This window comes from Rhodobacter sp. 4.3.4, from assembly GCF_058724655.1.
The window spans coordinates 1,755,636-1,770,650 of the sequence record NZ_CM178967.1 but is presented as its reverse complement, the minus strand read 5'-3'; the positions used below and the strand labels follow the sequence as shown (position 1 = coordinate 1,770,650).

The following is a 15,015-nucleotide window of genomic DNA, read 5'->3' as shown; positions in this document are numbered from 1 at the left end:
TCTTAAAGCGCCGCTTGTGCCGCCGCGCGGATGGCGGCGATGTTGCGCCCGTAGACCTCGGGGGTCGCGACCGAGCCGCCCTTGAAGACGCCCGAACCGGCCACGAAGACATCGGCGCCCGCGGCCGCCATCAGGGGCGCGGTGACCGGGTCCATGCCGCCGTCGATCTCGATATGCACCGGACGGTCACCGATCATCGCGCGCAGCTTGCGCACCTTGGCCGTCATGTCGATATATTTCTGCCCGCCAAAGCCGGGGTTCACCGTCATCACGCAGACAACATCCGCAATATCAAGCACATGCTCGATCGCCTCAGCCGGGGTGCCCGGGTTGATCGCCACGCCCGATTTCATCCCGGCGGCGCGGATCGCCTGCAGCGTGCGGTGGATATGCGGCCCGGCCTCGACATGCGCCGTCAGCACATCGGCGCCCGCCTGCGCATAAGCGTCGATATAGGCATCGACCGGCGAAATCATCAGATGCACGTCCATCACGGTTTTCACATGCTTGCGGAAGGCGGCGACGGCGGGCGGACCAAAGGTGAGGTTCGGCACGAAATGCCCATCCATCACATCGACATGCACCCAATCGGCGCCCTGCGCCTCGATGGCCTGGATTTCACGGCCGAAATCGGCGAAGTCGGCAGAAAGGATCGAGGGGGCGATCTTGATGGAACGGTCGAAGGTCATGTCGGTCTCCTGAGGGGTTGGGGCGGGGGTGTCCCCCCGCCCGGATAGCACGGCGTTCAGTTCACGCCCAGAGCGACGCGCCAGCCCGGATAGAGCTTGTCGGCATCGCTCGGGAAGCTTTCGAAGGCGCGGGCCAGTTCGCGATGCGATTTCGCATAGGTCACCAGATCCACGCCCGCCTTCCAGGCATCGCAGGACTGCCGCAGCGATTTCGCCCCGGCGGTGCCGCCGTCAAGGTGGCCAAAGGCGCCGCCGCCCGAGGTCTGGATCACGTTCGAATGGCCGAGGTTGTCGAAGAAGCCCGGCAGACGCAGCGCGTTCATGCCGCCCGAGATGATCGGCGTCGTGGCTTTCATGCCCAGCCAGTCCTGATGGTAGAACGGGCCCTGCGCGGCATCATCGGTCAGCATATAGGCCATGATCTTGTCGGAGGCATCGCCCTCCATCTTGCCATAGCCCATGGTGCCGGTGTGGATGCCCGAGGCGCCTTGCAGACGCGACATCTTGGACAGAACGAAGGCGGTGTAGCCGCGCATCGATTGCGGCGAGGTCACGGCGCCATGGCCCGCGCGGTGATAGTGCAGGAACTGCCGCGGGAAGGAGCGCCGCGCGGTGGTGATCGCCGCCGGGCCGGTGACGTAGCCATCCACGAGGAAGGCGACGTGATCGGCGTTTTCGCCAAAGGTTTCAAGGATGTATTCGCCGCGGGCGAGCATTTCGTAATGGTCGTCAGCGGTGATGTTGGCCGAGAAAAGCTTCGCCTCGCCGGTCTCGTCCTGCGCCCGTTTCATCGCATCGGCGACCAGACGGATGGTTTCCTTCAGCGGCGCGAAGGTCTGGTTGCCCTGCGGCTCGTCGTTCTTGATGAAATCGCCGCCCAGCCAGAATTCATAGCAGGCATCGGCAAAGGGCTTCGGACGCAGGCCCAGCTTCGGCTTGATGATCGTGCCGACCACCATGCCGCCATCGACCACCGGACGGCCCAGAACACGCCACATGTCGGCGATGTTCATCGAGGGACCGTCGAACAGGCGCAGATAGCAGGGCGGCACGTAGAAATCGTGCATCTTGGCGTATTCGACGTCGCCCATGCCCTGGTTGTTGCCGATCGTCAGCGTCAGGAACGAGCACAGCATCGCCCGGCCGTCGATGATGTTGCGGTCGAAAAGCTCGACCGGATAGGCGATCTTCATGATCTCTTTTTCCGGGTCGATCTCATAGACCAGCGCATCGACGCCGCGGGTGAAATCGTCGGTGGTGGACACTTCGACGTTGGTGCCGGTCGAGCTTTCGGCAGCGAAATGGGCGGCGGTTTCCAGATAGCCGTAGCCCGCCTTGGGCTTCATGACATAGGCGCAAAGCACATGGCGCCCGCCGGCGATGAGATCGGCTTCCTTGAGGTCAAGCCGGGCGTAACGGTTAGACTGATCCATGATGAGGGGTCCTTTCGATCAGTTGGTTTTCGGCGCAAGCGAGCCGCTGGCATAGCGTTTCGCCATGTCATCCATCGGGATGACCTTGATTTTCGAAGCATGGCCCGCGGTGCCGAAGGCTTCAAGACGCGCCTTGCACAGATCGCGCATCGCATCCATCGCGGGTTTGAGGAATTTGCGCGGGTCGAATTCGGCCTTGTTCTGCTCGGCGATGCGGCGGAACTGCCCGGTCATCGCCATGCGGCAGTCGGTGTCGATATTGACCTTGCGCACGCCCATCTTGATGCCGCGCACGATTTCCTCGACCGGCACGCCGAAGGTTTGCGGCATCGCCCCGCCGAATTCGTTGATGATGTCCTGCAGATCCTGCGGCACCGAGGACGAGCCGTGCATGACAAGGTGGGTGTTCGGCAGTTTCTTGTGGATCGCCTCGATCACCGACATGGCGAGGATATCGCCATCGGGCTTGCGCGAGAACTTGTAGGCGCCATGCGAGGTGCCGCAGGCGATGGCCAGCGCGTCCACCTGCGTTTTCTTTACGAAATCCACCGCCTGATCGGGGTCGGTGAGCAGCTGGCTGTGATCCAGAACGCCTTCGGCGCCGTGCCCGTCCTCGGCCTCGCCTTGCCCGGTTTCCAGCGAGCCCAGAACGCCCAGTTCGCCCTCGACCGAGGCGCCGACCCAATGCGCCATGCGCGAGACGCGCTCGGTGATATCGACGTTATATTCGTAGCTTGCGGGCGTCTTTGCATCTCCCTCAAGCGAGCCGTCCATCATCACCGAGGTGAAGCCGTGACGGATCGCGGTCATGCAGGTGGCCTCGTTGTTGCCGTGGTCCTGATGCATGCAGAGCGGAATGTTCGGATAGATCGCGGCCAGCGCTTCGATCATCTTCGCCAGCATGATGTCATTGGCATAGCTGCGCGCCCCGCGCGAGGCCTGGATGATGACCGGCGCGTCACAGGCCTTGGCGGCCTCCATGATGGCGAGGCCCTGTTCCATGTTGTTGATGTTGAAGGCGGGCACGCCGTAGGAATATTCCGCAGCATGGTCCAGCAGTTGCCGAAGGGTGATCAGTGCCATTTTCTCAGTTCCTTGAGTTCGCGGCCTTTTTCTTGGCCGAAATACGCCGGGGGTCCGGGGGCGAGCCGCCCCCGGCTTTTCTCAGATCAGCTTGCCCATCGCCACGGCGGTATCGGCCATGCGGTTCGAGAAGCCCCATTCATTGTCATACCACGACAGGATGCGGACCATCCGGCCCTCCATCACCTTGGTCTGATCCATGTGGAAGACCGAGGAATGCGGATCATGGTTGAAGTCGGTCGACACGTTCGGCTGGTCGGTATAGCCCAGCACGCCTTTCAGCGGGCCATCGGCAGCGGCGCGGATCGCGGCGTTCACCTCGGCGACGGTAGTGTCGCGGGCGGCTTCGAACACGAGGTCCACCACCGAGACGTTCGGCGTCGGCACGCGGATCGCGACGCCGTCAAGCTTGCCCTTCAGTTCCGGCAGCACCAGACCCACGGCCTTTGCGGCGCCGGTCGAGGTCGGGATCATGCTCAGCGCGGCGGCGCGGGCGCGGTAAAGATCCTTGTGCATCGTATCGAGCGTCGGCTGGTCGCCCGTATAGCTGTGGATCGTCGTCATGAAGCCTTTCGAGATCCCGATGGCGTCATTCAGCGCCTTGGCGACGGGGCTCAGGCAGTTCGTGGTGCAGGAGGCGTTCGACACCACCATGTCTTCCTTGGTCAGCGTGCCGTGGTTCACGCCAAAAACGATGGTCTTGTCGGCATTGTCGCAGGGCGCCGAGACCAGAACCCGCTTCGAGCCGTTTTGCAGATGCGCGGCGGCCTTGTCCTTGGTGGTGAATATGCCGGTGCATTCCATCGCCACATCGACATTGCCCCAGGGCAGCTCTGCCGGGTTGCGGATCGCCGTGACCTTGATCGGGCCGCGGCCGACATCGATCCAGTCTTCGCCGGTGGTCACGGTCGCGGGGAAGCGGCCGTGGACAGAGTCGAAACGCAGCAGATGGGCGTTGGTTTCCACCGGGCCAAGGTCGTTGATCGCGACGACTTCGATATCGGTGCGGCCCGACTCGACGATGGCACGCAGCACGTTGCGGCCGATGCGGCCAAAACCGTTGATGGCAACTTTGACGGTCATCTTTTCCCTCAGATCAGGTTTTTTGCTTCAGAGACAATCGCCTCTGCGGTGATGTTGAAGTGTTGGTAAAGCTGTGGGGCAGGGGCCGAGGCGCCAAAGCCGGTCATGCCGACAAAGGCATCGGTCGGCCCAAGCAGCATGCCCCAGCCTTGCCGGATCGCAGCCTCGCAGCCCACCCGCGGCGCCGTGCCCAGAACCTTGGTTACGTAATCGCGCGGTTGCGCCGCGAAAAGTTCGAAACAGGGGGCAGAGACCACGGCGGCGCGGATGCCTTCCTTGGCCAGCTGATCGGCGGCCGCGAGCGCAATCTCGACCTCGGAGCCGGTGGCGATCAGCGTCACCTGCCGGTCCTCGGGATCGCGCAAGAGATAGGCGCCCCGCGCGGTCAGGTTCTCGGCCACATGCGTCGTGCGCAGGGTCGGCAGGTTCTGCCGCGACAGCACCAGCAGGCTCGGCGTCGCCGTCGAGGTCATGGCGATTTCCCAGGCCTCGGCGGTTTCGACCGCATCGGCAGGGCGGATCACATTCAGGTTCGGGATCGCCCGCAGGCTGGCCAGATGCTCGACCGGCTGGTGGGTCGGGCCGTCCTCGCCAAGGCCAATCGAGTCATGGGTCATCACATAGGTGACCGGAACCCCCATCAGCGCCGAGAGGCGAATGGACGGGCGGCAGTAATCGGCGAAAGCCATGAAGGTGCCGCCATAGGGGCGCAGGCCGCCATGCAGCGCGATGCCGTTCATCGCCGCCGCCATCCCGTGTTCGCGGATTCCGTAGTGAATATAGTTGCCCGCAAAGGCGCCCGGTTTCACCGAGACCATCCCCTTCGACCGGGTCAGGTTCGAGCCGGTCAGATCGGCCGAGCCGCCGACCGAGTGGGGCAGGGTGGCATTCACCACCTCGAGCGCCATTTCGCTGGCCTTGCGCGTCGCCACCTTCGGCTTGTCCGCCGAAAGACGCGCTTTATAGGCAGCAATAGCGGCGGGCAGGGCCGATGTGTCGTCGGCCTCGGCCTTGATGAAATCGGCGCGGGCAGCGTGGTTTTGCAACCGCGCCTCCCAGTTTGCCCGCGCCGAAGCCCCCCGTGCCGCAACCCGGCCCCAGGCCGCGGTGAGTTCGGAAGGGATCTCGAAAGGGGCATGCGGCCAGTCAAGGAAGGCCCGCGCGGCGGCGATTTCCTCGGCGCCCAAGGGCGCGCCGTGCACGTCATGGCCGCCCTGCTTGTTCGGCGCACCAAAGCCGATCACGGTGCGGCAGGCGATCATCGAGGGCCGCGGGTCGGCCTTGGCCGCCTCGATCGCGGCGGCGATCTCGGAGGGCGCGTGACCGTCGCAGGATTGCACATGCCAGCCCGAGGCGGCAAAGCGGGCCTTCTGATCGGTCGAGGTCGAAAGATCGGTGTCGCCGTCGATGGTGATGCGGTTGTCATCCCAAAGCACGATCAGACGGCCCAGCCCCAGATGCCCGGCCAGGTCGATCGCCTCGTGGCTGATGCCCTCCATCAGGCAGCCGTCCCCGGCGATGACATAGGTGAAATGATCAACCAGATCATCGCCATAGCGGGCGTTCTTCATGCGCTCGGCCAAGGCCATGCCGACCGCGGTCGCAATCCCCTGACCCAGTGGGCCGGTCGTCATCTCGATGCCGTCGGCATGGCCATATTCGGGATGGCCGGCGGTGCGGGCGCCAAGCTGGCGGAAGTTTTTCAGCTCTTCGATCCCCATGTCGGCATAGCCGAGCAGATGGTGCAGCGCGTAAAGCAGCATCGAGCCGTGCCCCGCGGAGAGCACGAAGCGGTCGCGGTCGGGCCATTTCGGCGCGGCGGGGTCGATCTTCATGAAACGGTTGAAAAGAACGGTGGCCACATCGGCCATGCCCATCGGCATGCCGGGATGCCCGGATTTCGCCTGTTCCACCGCATCCATCGCCAGCGCCCGGATGGCGTTGGCCATCCGCGTTTCTTGCGCCATATCGAGGTCTTTCATGGCTCCTCCTCCCTGATGAGCCCTTCGTCCTGGCGGCGGGCCCGGTTTGCCGGGCCTCGCCAATGTCTTGACATCACGCCATTTCAGGCGCGGGCGCGGCGGCCTTCGCGAACCAGCCGCTCGATCAGCGGCGTCAGGATCAGCTGCATCGCCAGATCCTGCTTGTTGCCCGGAATGACGATCGAATTCGCCCGGCTCATCCAGGACCCATGGATCATCGAAGTGAGATAGGGGAAGTCGATGCCGCGCGGATTGCGGAAGCGGATCACGATCAGGCTTTCGTCCGGCGTCGGGATCCAGCGGGTGATGAACGGGTTCGACGTGTCGACCACCGGCACGCGCTGGAAGTTGATGTCGGTCTGCGAGAATTGCGGCACGATGCAATGCACATAGGCATGCATGCGGCGCAGGATGACATCGGTAACGGCCTCGGTGGTGTAGCCGCGCTGCGCCCGGTCACGGTGGATCTTCTGGATCCATTCGAGGTTGATCACCGGCACGACACCGATCTTGAGGTCGGCATGGGCGGCAATGTCGACCTGATCATTCGTCACGCAGCCATGCAGGCCCTCGTAGAACAGCAGGTCGGTGTCCTCCTCGAAGGGCGCCCAATCGGTGAAATGGCCCGGCTCGACGCCGTATTTCTCGGATTCCTTGGCGTCATGCACATAGTGACGGCTGCGGCCCTTGCCGGTTTCGCCATATTCGCGGAAGACGCGCTCCAGATCTTCCAGTGCATTCGCCTCGTAGGAGAAATGCGAGAAAGTGGCATCGCCCGCTGCATAGCGGCGCTCCAGTTCCGCCTTCATGTCGGCGCGGTTGAAGCGGTGGAAGGCGTCGCCCTCGATCGAGACGGCTTTAACCCCCTCGCGGCGGAAGATCTGGTCGAAGGTGGCCTTGACGGTCGAGGTGCCCGCCCCCGAGGAACCGACGACAGAGATGATGGGGTGTTTTTTCGACATGGGATCAGCTCCGGAAAAGACCGCGGGTGTTGAAAAGTGCCGAGGTCTCCTCCCCGGGCAGGTCGTGATAGGCGGTGACGCGGGCCACCTTTGCCGCGCAGCCGAAAACGAAAGGCGTGCGCGCATGCAGCTTTTCGGGAATGGCCGTGAGGATGTCCTCGCAGCCGTCGGTGGCGCCGCCGCCCACTTGCGTGATCAGAAAGGCGATCGGCGCACATTCATAGACATGGCGCAGACGGCCGCGGGCATAGCCCTTGCGCTCGTCGCCTGGGTAAAGAAAGACGCCGCCGCGCATCAGGATGCGGTGGGTTTCGGCAACGAGCGAGGCGATCCAGCGCATGTTGAAATTGCGCCCGCGCGGCCCCTCGGCGCCCGCCACCAGATCGTCGATGAAGGCGCGGATCGGCGAGGGCCAGTGCCGGTAGTTGGAGGCGTTGATCGCATATTCCGAAGTGTCTTGCGGCAGCATCTTGATGTCGGGCAGGCGCTTGAAGTTGCGGCTGTCGAGATCGAGCACCCAGTGATGCACGCCGCGCCCGAAGCTGCAAACCAGCGCGCATTGCGGCCCGTAGATGATATAGCCGCCCGCCAGCTGTTCCGAACCCTTGCGCAGGAAGCTGGTGTTCGGATCGTCTGTGGCCGGGAAAATCGAGAAGATCGTGCCGATCGACACGTTCACATCGATGTTCGAAGAGCCGTCGAGCGGGTCGATGGCAAGCGCCAGCGTGCCTTTGCCCAGCGTCACCACCTCGTCCTGTTCCTCGGAGGCGTAATAGGCGACGGCCGTGCCGGTCAGCGCCTCGCGGAAGGCGTCATCGGCCATCACGTCGAGCGCCTTTTGGCCATCGCCCCCGGCATTGGTGCCCACCCCCGCAGCCAGGTCCGTCTCCACCCCGTTGCGGGCGATGGTGCGGGCCAGATCCGCCCCCACACGCGCCAGCCGGGTCATCACATCCGCCAGTTCCGGGCTAAGCCCGAGACCTTCAAGCTCGATCGCCATGGCCTCCTCCTCATTCGGTTGGCCGGACGTTGCGCCGAAAGCGGTTTCATGCAAATTTGAAATTCGGCAACTCGCTTTCAGGAAAATTTAACATGGTCCGGCTGGACGGGATCACGATGAAGCAACTGCGCGCGCTCAGAGCGGTTGCAAAATGGGGCTCGCTGACCGCGGCGGGACAGGCGCTTGGTTTGACGACGCCAGCAATTCATACGCAAATCAAAGGCTTGGAGGACGCTGTTCAAGTTCGCCTGTTGCAGCGGGCGGCGGATGGGGCGGGGTCGGACCTGACCGATGCCGGCCATGCGATGCTGTCGGCGGCGAAGCGGATCGAAGACGCTTTGTCGCAGGCCGGGGCCGATCTGGCAGCGCTATCACGCGGGAAAACCGGCCGGGTGACGCTGGGCGTGGTCTCGACGGCAAAATATTTCGCGCCAAGGCTGGTCAAGGCCCTGAGTCTTTCGCACCCGGACATCGAGGTGGCGCTGCGGGTGGGCAACCGCGAAACCACGATCGAGGGGCTGGAGCGTGGCGCCTTTGAAATTGCGATCATGGGGCGGCCGCCGCGGCGCCCGACGGTTCTGGCAGAGCCGCTCGGGCCGCATCCGCATACGTTGCTTGTGCCGCCGGGGCATCGGCTGCTGGGGCAGGGGGTCAGTGCGGATGCGCTGCTCGACGAGGTGTTCCTGACGCGCGAGCCGGGCTCGGGGACGCGGATATTGATGGAGCGCTGGCTGGATCGGGTGGCGGATGGCCGCGCCTTCAAGACGATGGAGATGGAAAGCAACGAGACGATCAAGCAGGCGGTGATGGCGGGCCTTGGGATTGCGTTTCTCAGCCTGCATACGGTAACCGAGGAGCTGGGATCGGGGCGGCTTCTGGAGCTTTCGGCGCCGGGTCTGCCGATCGTGCGCAACTGGTTCATGGTCCGGCGCGAGGACGAGGTGCCACGCCCCGTGGCCGAGCGGCTGTGGGAGGCGATCCTGGCGCTTCGGGGCAGTTATTTCCCGACGATTCCGCTCATTGACGCGTCGTGATCACGGGGCCATTGTGAGCGCAAACGGTCCGCAGGCCGGGTTGGTATCGGCTGCGGAGCATCTGTCGGAAGGAGACTGCAATGCGCTATGCGATGGTGGTGACCGCCCCGGGCGGCGTCGAGAATTTTCGCCGGATCGATTGGGACCTGCCGCAGCCGGGCCCGGGCGAGGTGGTGCTGCGCCAGACCGCGATCGGGTTGAATTACATCGATGTCTATTTCCGCACCGGGCTTTATCCCTGGGACGTGCCCGCGAATTTGATCCCCGGGGGCGAGGCGGCGGGGGTGATCGAGGCGGTCGGACCCGGGGTCGATCTGCCGGTGGGCCAGCGCGTCGCCTATACGGTGCGCAATGGCGCCTATGCGAGCCATCGGGTGATCGCGGCCAGTGATCTGGTGCCGATCCCGGAGGGCATCAGCGACGAGATCGCGGCGGCGGTGATGCTCAAGGGGCTGACCGTGCATTACCTGATCCATCATTCTTATCCGGTGGCTGCGGGGGATTGCGTTTTGGTGCATGCGGCGGCGGGCGGAGTCGGGCTGCTGGCGGGGCAATGGCTGAAGCACAAGGGCGTGCGGGCGATCGGCACGGCGGGCACGCCCGAGAAATGCGCCCTGGCGCTGGCGCATGGTTATGATGCGGTGATCGACTACAAGACCACGGATTTCGTCGCCGAGACGATGCGGTTGACCGATGGCAAGGGCGTGAAGGCGGTTTACGACTCGGTCGGTGCGGTGACGGTAAAGAAATCGATCGAGGTGCTGGAGACCTTCGGCACGCTGGTCAGTTTCGGGCAAAGCTCGGGTCCGGCGCTGGATTTCCGCATCTCCGATCTGGCGCGCGGCTCTTTGCGTCTGACGCGGCCGTCGCTGTTCCATCATACGGCGCAACCGGGTTGGCTGCGTCAGGCCAGCCGCGAGATCTTCGATCTGATTGCGGATGGTACGATCCGGGTCGAAATCGGGCAGCGTTATGATCTGAAAGATGTCGCCGCTGCCCATACAGCGCTTGAGAGCCGAAAAACCACCGGCTGCACGATCTTGATCCCGTGATGGAAGTCCGACAGCGTCTATATTTTACATAATACTGATTATCAGAATCTCACCACGAAAAGCGGTAGTTTTGCCCTCTTAGTGACGTGATTGCATGAGCTTGCCGAATGTGTTCTTATTTCGTTCGGAGGCGCGCCGAATGTCTTATGTTCCCCCTGCCACGAACCGGTATTTTTGTCGCGTACAGCGCTACATCCTCGCGGATGGCGAACGCTTTGTCACCGTTATCGACGATGCCGGCGCGCCGGCATACTACCCGACGGCGCTGGCTCTCTCGCGGCGTTCACATGGCCACTCGTCAGAGACCATGGGCGCGGAAGCCTCAGATCTGGTTCACCTCGGGCTCTGGGCGCTTCGGGAGCGCATCGACCTGAATGCGCGGCTCGAGGCTGGCGAGTATTTCGGTCTGGACGAGATTGAGACACTGGCGGAAGCCTGCGGGCTGAAGACCGCGGCTCTGCGACGGATCACTTTGCCCGAGGTAACGGAGATGCGCCGCGGTCTCACCATGTCGAAGGCCGACATCGTCAGTAATACCTTGAAGTGTCGGCGCTTGGCGACGGCTGCCCGCTATTTCGATTTCGTTGGGCGCATGTCCGAGGCCCATCTTCGAAAGCGTTCGCTGGAGCTCGCCGAGCGGATTGTCGCGCGCAAGGATATGGCCGCTCGCATAGCGGTTCACCAGCCAAGGATCCAGTCCTCGCGGATCAGAAACATTATACAGGCTGCCGATCTAGCTCGCGTTGCCGCTTTCGCTGCCGCGGGCGACCCCTTCGACGTCTGGAAGACGGAAGCGATGGCGCGGCGCAACTGGGCCCTCGTCTGCCTATTGGTGGCATCCGGCATTCGTCAAGGTGAAGCACGGCAGTTAAAGCCCGAGGACATTGATCTTGCAGCCTGCGAGATCCGGGTGGAGCGACGGCATGACGATCCGGAAGACCCGCGGACCCGTGAGCCTAATGCAAAGACCCTCGACCGGATCGTGCCCTTCGGCCCCACTGTTGCGCAAGCGCTGGAGGACTACATGTTGGGCCCGGGAAGCGACGCGGCAGAGAAGCGCGGTTCGCCCTTTGTCTTCCTGAGCCACGACAACTGTACACATGGGACGCCAATCTCCGATCGCACCGTCGGCCGAGTGGTCCACGAACTCGGACAGCATCTCGGAATCGAAGGACTGACGCCACACCACCTTCGGCATGGCTGGATTCAGAACCTGGCCGACTGGGCAATTGCAGCCCGGATCAGCGCCGAGGACTTCGCGCGCTTCGCCAACTTCCTTGGCGGTTGGTCCTATCTGAGCAAGATGGCTGCTGAATACCGAGGCGATCACTTGACCGAAGCCGCTTTCAAGGCAGGACTCCGAGTTCAGGAGAGCCGTTCGTGAAATTTCCCACGACTTTGACGCCTGTAGTTCGGTCTGAATATCGGCAAGCGTTTGCCTCGGATGGCACACCGTTCGATCCCGAGCAGGATTTCTGGGCATTCCGCACCCTCAGCGGTGCCGTCAATATCGACTTTACCCTATTGAGAAATAGCCTGTCGGACGACCTGCTCACGTCCGCGAAGCGATTGATGAGTACCATGGTCGGCACCCGAAATCTCAAAACAGTCGATGCAGCCTTCCGCCAGTTCAGAAACCTTGTTCTGTTTGCACAGCAACGTCGCGATGGGCCGGTCGAAGAGATCGACGCGGAGGATGTCGCTCACTGGTGCGCGCGCGGCAACGTCGCGCACCTCGGACAGCTTCGTATCCTTACAGAAACCTGGAGGACGCTGAAGCTGCCCGGAATCCTGCCAGAGACGCACGACTTCATCGCTCAGATTCGGGTGCCACCGAAGAATGACAAGGATGCGGTGCGCACATGGGACCCCGATGCTGGGGCCTATCGTCCTGCCGAGGACGCGGCGCTGAAAGCGGCGCTCGACGCAGCATTCAACTCGGGCCAGGTCGACCTGTACGATTATACGGTGGTGCGGATGTTCCGTGGCCTTGGAATGAGGCCAGCACAACTTGCGGCCATGAAGGTATGCGACCTACGGCGCAACGGAGAGCGCGTCGAGGTTCGGATCCCGCTTCTGAAACAGCGTGGGATTCCGGAGCGCGGCGCGTTCATGCCGTGGAAGCCAATCACCCAGGGGCTGGCGGATGTGCTGTTCCTTCATATCGAGAGCAATGTCCTGTCTCGTTTAGCCCACGGACAGGATCCGGAAGACGCGCAACTCTTCCCACCAAAACGCATGGTCGTCGCTGTCTCATCTGGGTTGGAACACCATCAAGGTAAAAGCGGCATACAGAAAGTCTTCGTGAGGCTGTTTGCCCGCCTCGCTGTGGCGAGCCCAATCAGCGGCCGCATATTGGTCGTGAACCCGCAGCGTGAACGGCACACGGTACTGACCGGTCTCGCCATGAACGGCTGCAACGCTCTGGAGATCGCCGCCAACGCCGGCCATTCCAGCCCCGAAAGCTGCCAAGCTTATGTGGACGCGGGGATCGATCACTTCCAGCGCATGGAGAGACTGGTCGGCGAGGCCTTCATCCCGATTGCCGACCGGTTCCTTGGGAAGATCGTGCGGGAGGCGAAAGACCGACAGGCGCAGCAATATCCGGATGCGGTGCTTCGCGATAAGGACCTGACCGGGGTCGGATCTTGCGAGATCGGTGGTTGTCAGGCAATCGACGCCGGAGTGGCTCCGATCGCCTGCTACACCTGCCGCAAGTTCAGGGCTTGGGCCGGGGCACCACATGAGTCCTTGCTGGCGGCCCTTCTCGCCCGGCAGAGCGAATTGATCGAGGCCGGCCACGCCGAAGTGGCCGAGGCCCGTACCGCGACGATCGTGGCGATCATGGACCTTCTGGAGGCGATCAAGCAACAGGAGGTCGCTGATGGCTGAGATAATTACGTTCCGCCCGCGCGGTGAGGACTGCGACGAAAATCTTGTCGACTATGTCGCGGCCGCGAGGTCCCTGCCCTTCATGGCGGCCTCCGCCATCGTCTGGGAGGCTCCGGCGTGGGACCTGACGGGTCTCGCAAAGCCGGAGCGTGTTAACGCGCCCACTTATGTAACTTTTGCAGGTGGCCGTTCAAAGGGGCCGGACCTGACTGGTGCGTTCGGAGCCTTCGCTCGCGCCTATGTCGCCTTCAAGATTGCGGAAGAGTTCGGCCGAAAGCGCCAGATCGGGAAATATACCAAGCCGGTCGTGATGATGCGCGTACTGGCGGCGGTGATGCTGGAGGCCGGGGTTAACGAGCCTGCCGATGTCACGCCGGCCTTCTTAGATGCCGCGATCGACCGCATCCGCGCGGAAGGCGGCGAACCCTATGGTGTCGAACAGCGCGCGAAGGCGCTTGAATGGGTAGCGCAGGCGCTGAACGCGGCGGGCGTGGTCCGGTCGCCATTCGAGTGGTCGAGTGGCGGGCGGCGCTTTTCCATGGAATCCCGCCTCAGCGCCTACGACGACGACCGCACCTTCAGCCGGGACGAGCTCGAAGCCGTGACCGAGGCTTTCGTGAACGCCCAGACGCCGCGTCAGCAGGTCACTACCGCCGTGCTCGCGTTGCTCTGCTGCGCCCCGGCTCGCATCTCGGAAATCCTTGAGCTGCCAGTGGATTGTGATGCGGTGCTCGATCCTGGCGACGGCTACCAAGCGGGTTTGCGCTGGTGGCCGAAGAAGGGTGGCGCGCCTCAGATCAAGTTCATACCTAAGGCGATGGTGGCAGTTGCGCAGGAGGCACTCGCGCGCATCAAGCTCCATACCGAGCCCGCCCGTCGCCTCGCGCGCGCCGCGGCCGCAGGCGAGGCGAAGTTTGGGAAGACGCCAAAGGACTGGCCGTTCCTCCCCGGCGACGCGCACATCCCTTACGAGCGGGCGCTGATGGTGGCGCATCCGCATAGCATCTTCGTGACGGTCTCGGACGCAGGACGGCTCGATCGCGTGGAACCGATCACCTACCACCAAATCATGGCGGCACTTCAGGGTTTTCCGGGCGAACCTTCCACCTCCATCTTCGAGGAGATGGGAATCCGCTTGCCGGACGGCTCGCCGCTGATCGTGAATACCCACAAGCCTCGCCACTACCTTAACACGCTCGCCGCCAAGGCCTCGGTGCCGCCTGCCGACATCGCGCTCTGGTCCGGACGAAAAAGCCTTCGGCAGAACAGCACCTACGACCACGAGACCGCCCGAGAACTGTTGACACGGATCCGCAAGGCGCGCGACATTGAGAGCCTTGCCCCGATCCCGATTGACAGCGAGACCGCCTTCGATATCGCCCAGATTAAAGAGACCGCGCACACCACGCCCTTCGGTTGGTGCCTGCAGTCCCTGCGGCAGAACCCCTGCCAGATGTTCGGGGAGTGCCTGAACTGCACCCATCTGGTTTGCATCAAGGGGGCCGATGTCAAGCTGGCGAACATCCGACGGGAACTGGAGCGCGAGCGTCAGTTGCAGGCTCGGGCGCGGGAGCGGATCGCTGGGGGCCTTCGCGCCTCGCCGCGCTGGATGGAGACCTTCGATCGCAAGATTGCCCGTCTCGAACAGCTGGTCGCAATCCTCGAAAGCGCTGATGTGGTCGATGGCTCACCCATCTTGGTGGCTAAGATGGCACCCACACCACAGTTTGATCCGGTGGCACCGGGGAAATCTTTGGCGCGGATCCGAACGGTCCCGTACCACTCGGGGCCTATCGATGAGTAGG

12 protein-coding genes are annotated in these 15,015 nt (G+C 63.3%); 5 read left to right on the top strand and 7 right to left on the bottom strand.

What is annotated here, in order from left to right; translation table 11 throughout:
- Window positions 1–2: 2 nt before the first annotated feature.
- The 7 genes from rpe to AC4PTB_RS08530 form a co-directional block, all read right to left on the bottom strand.
- Window positions 3–689 (bottom strand): ribulose-phosphate 3-epimerase, encoded by a 687-nt coding sequence (gene rpe, locus AC4PTB_RS08560; protein ID WP_492189579.1) that lies wholly within the window; start codon window positions 687–689, stop codon window positions 3–5.
- A gap of 56 nt (window positions 690–745) precedes the next feature.
- Entirely contained in the window at window positions 746–2,122 is a 1,377-nt protein-coding gene (locus AC4PTB_RS08555; protein WP_492189578.1) for a ribulose-bisphosphate carboxylase, read from the bottom strand.
- A gap of 18 nt (window positions 2,123–2,140) precedes the next feature.
- Window positions 2,141–3,205, bottom strand: coding sequence for a class II fructose-bisphosphate aldolase (gene fba, locus AC4PTB_RS08550; protein WP_492189577.1), 1,065 nt, complete (start codon window positions 3,203–3,205; stop codon window positions 2,141–2,143).
- Window positions 3,206–3,286: 81 nt separating this feature from the next.
- On the bottom strand, window positions 3,287–4,288 hold the full coding sequence (gene gap, locus AC4PTB_RS08545) for a type I glyceraldehyde-3-phosphate dehydrogenase (protein ID WP_492189576.1): 1,002 nt from the start codon (window positions 4,286–4,288) through the stop codon (window positions 3,287–3,289).
- Window positions 4,289–4,296: 8 nt separating this feature from the next.
- On the bottom strand, window positions 4,297–6,270 hold the full coding sequence (gene tkt / locus AC4PTB_RS08540; protein ID WP_492189575.1) for a transketolase: 1,974 nt from the start codon (window positions 6,268–6,270) through the stop codon (window positions 4,297–4,299).
- 83 nt (window positions 6,271–6,353) lie between these two features.
- Window positions 6,354–7,232 (bottom strand): phosphoribulokinase, encoded by an 879-nt coding sequence (locus AC4PTB_RS08535; protein ID WP_492189574.1) that lies wholly within the window; start codon window positions 7,230–7,232, stop codon window positions 6,354–6,356.
- Between the two features lie 4 nt (window positions 7,233–7,236).
- Window positions 7,237–8,232, bottom strand: coding sequence for a class 1 fructose-bisphosphatase (locus tag AC4PTB_RS08530; RefSeq protein ID WP_492189573.1), 996 nt, complete (start codon window positions 8,230–8,232; stop codon window positions 7,237–7,239).
- Between the two features lie 92 nt (window positions 8,233–8,324).
- On the opposite strand from AC4PTB_RS08530, the gene cbbR reads away from it, so the two are divergent.
- From cbbR to AC4PTB_RS08505, 5 genes are all read left to right on the top strand, one after another.
- Window positions 8,325–9,266 carry a LysR family regulator CbbR gene (cbbR, locus tag AC4PTB_RS08525; RefSeq protein ID WP_492189572.1) on the top strand — a complete coding sequence of 314 codons (942 nt, stop codon included), beginning with the start codon at window positions 8,325–8,327 and terminating at the stop codon, window positions 9,264–9,266.
- Window positions 9,267–9,346: 80 nt separating this feature from the next.
- Window positions 9,347–10,318: a quinone oxidoreductase family protein gene (locus AC4PTB_RS08520; protein WP_492189571.1), complete on the top strand. Its 972-nt coding sequence runs from the start codon at window positions 9,347–9,349 to the stop codon at window positions 10,316–10,318.
- 139 nt (window positions 10,319–10,457) lie between these two features.
- The gene (locus tag AC4PTB_RS08515; RefSeq protein WP_492189570.1) at window positions 10,458–11,702 is read left to right on the top strand and encodes a tyrosine-type recombinase/integrase; all 1,245 of its coding nucleotides are present in this window, start codon (window positions 10,458–10,460) and stop codon (window positions 11,700–11,702) included.
- Window positions 11,699–13,210, top strand: a complete 1,512-nt coding sequence (locus AC4PTB_RS08510) for a hypothetical protein (protein WP_492189569.1) — start codon at window positions 11,699–11,701, stop codon at window positions 13,208–13,210. Before AC4PTB_RS08515 ends, AC4PTB_RS08510 begins: the two co-directional genes overlap by 4 nt.
- Entirely contained in the window at window positions 13,203–15,014 is a 1,812-nt protein-coding gene (locus AC4PTB_RS08505; protein ID WP_492189568.1) for a hypothetical protein, read from the top strand. The genes AC4PTB_RS08510 and AC4PTB_RS08505 overlap by 8 nt, the downstream gene beginning before the upstream one ends.
- The last annotated feature ends 1 nt before the right edge of the window (window position 15,015 follow it).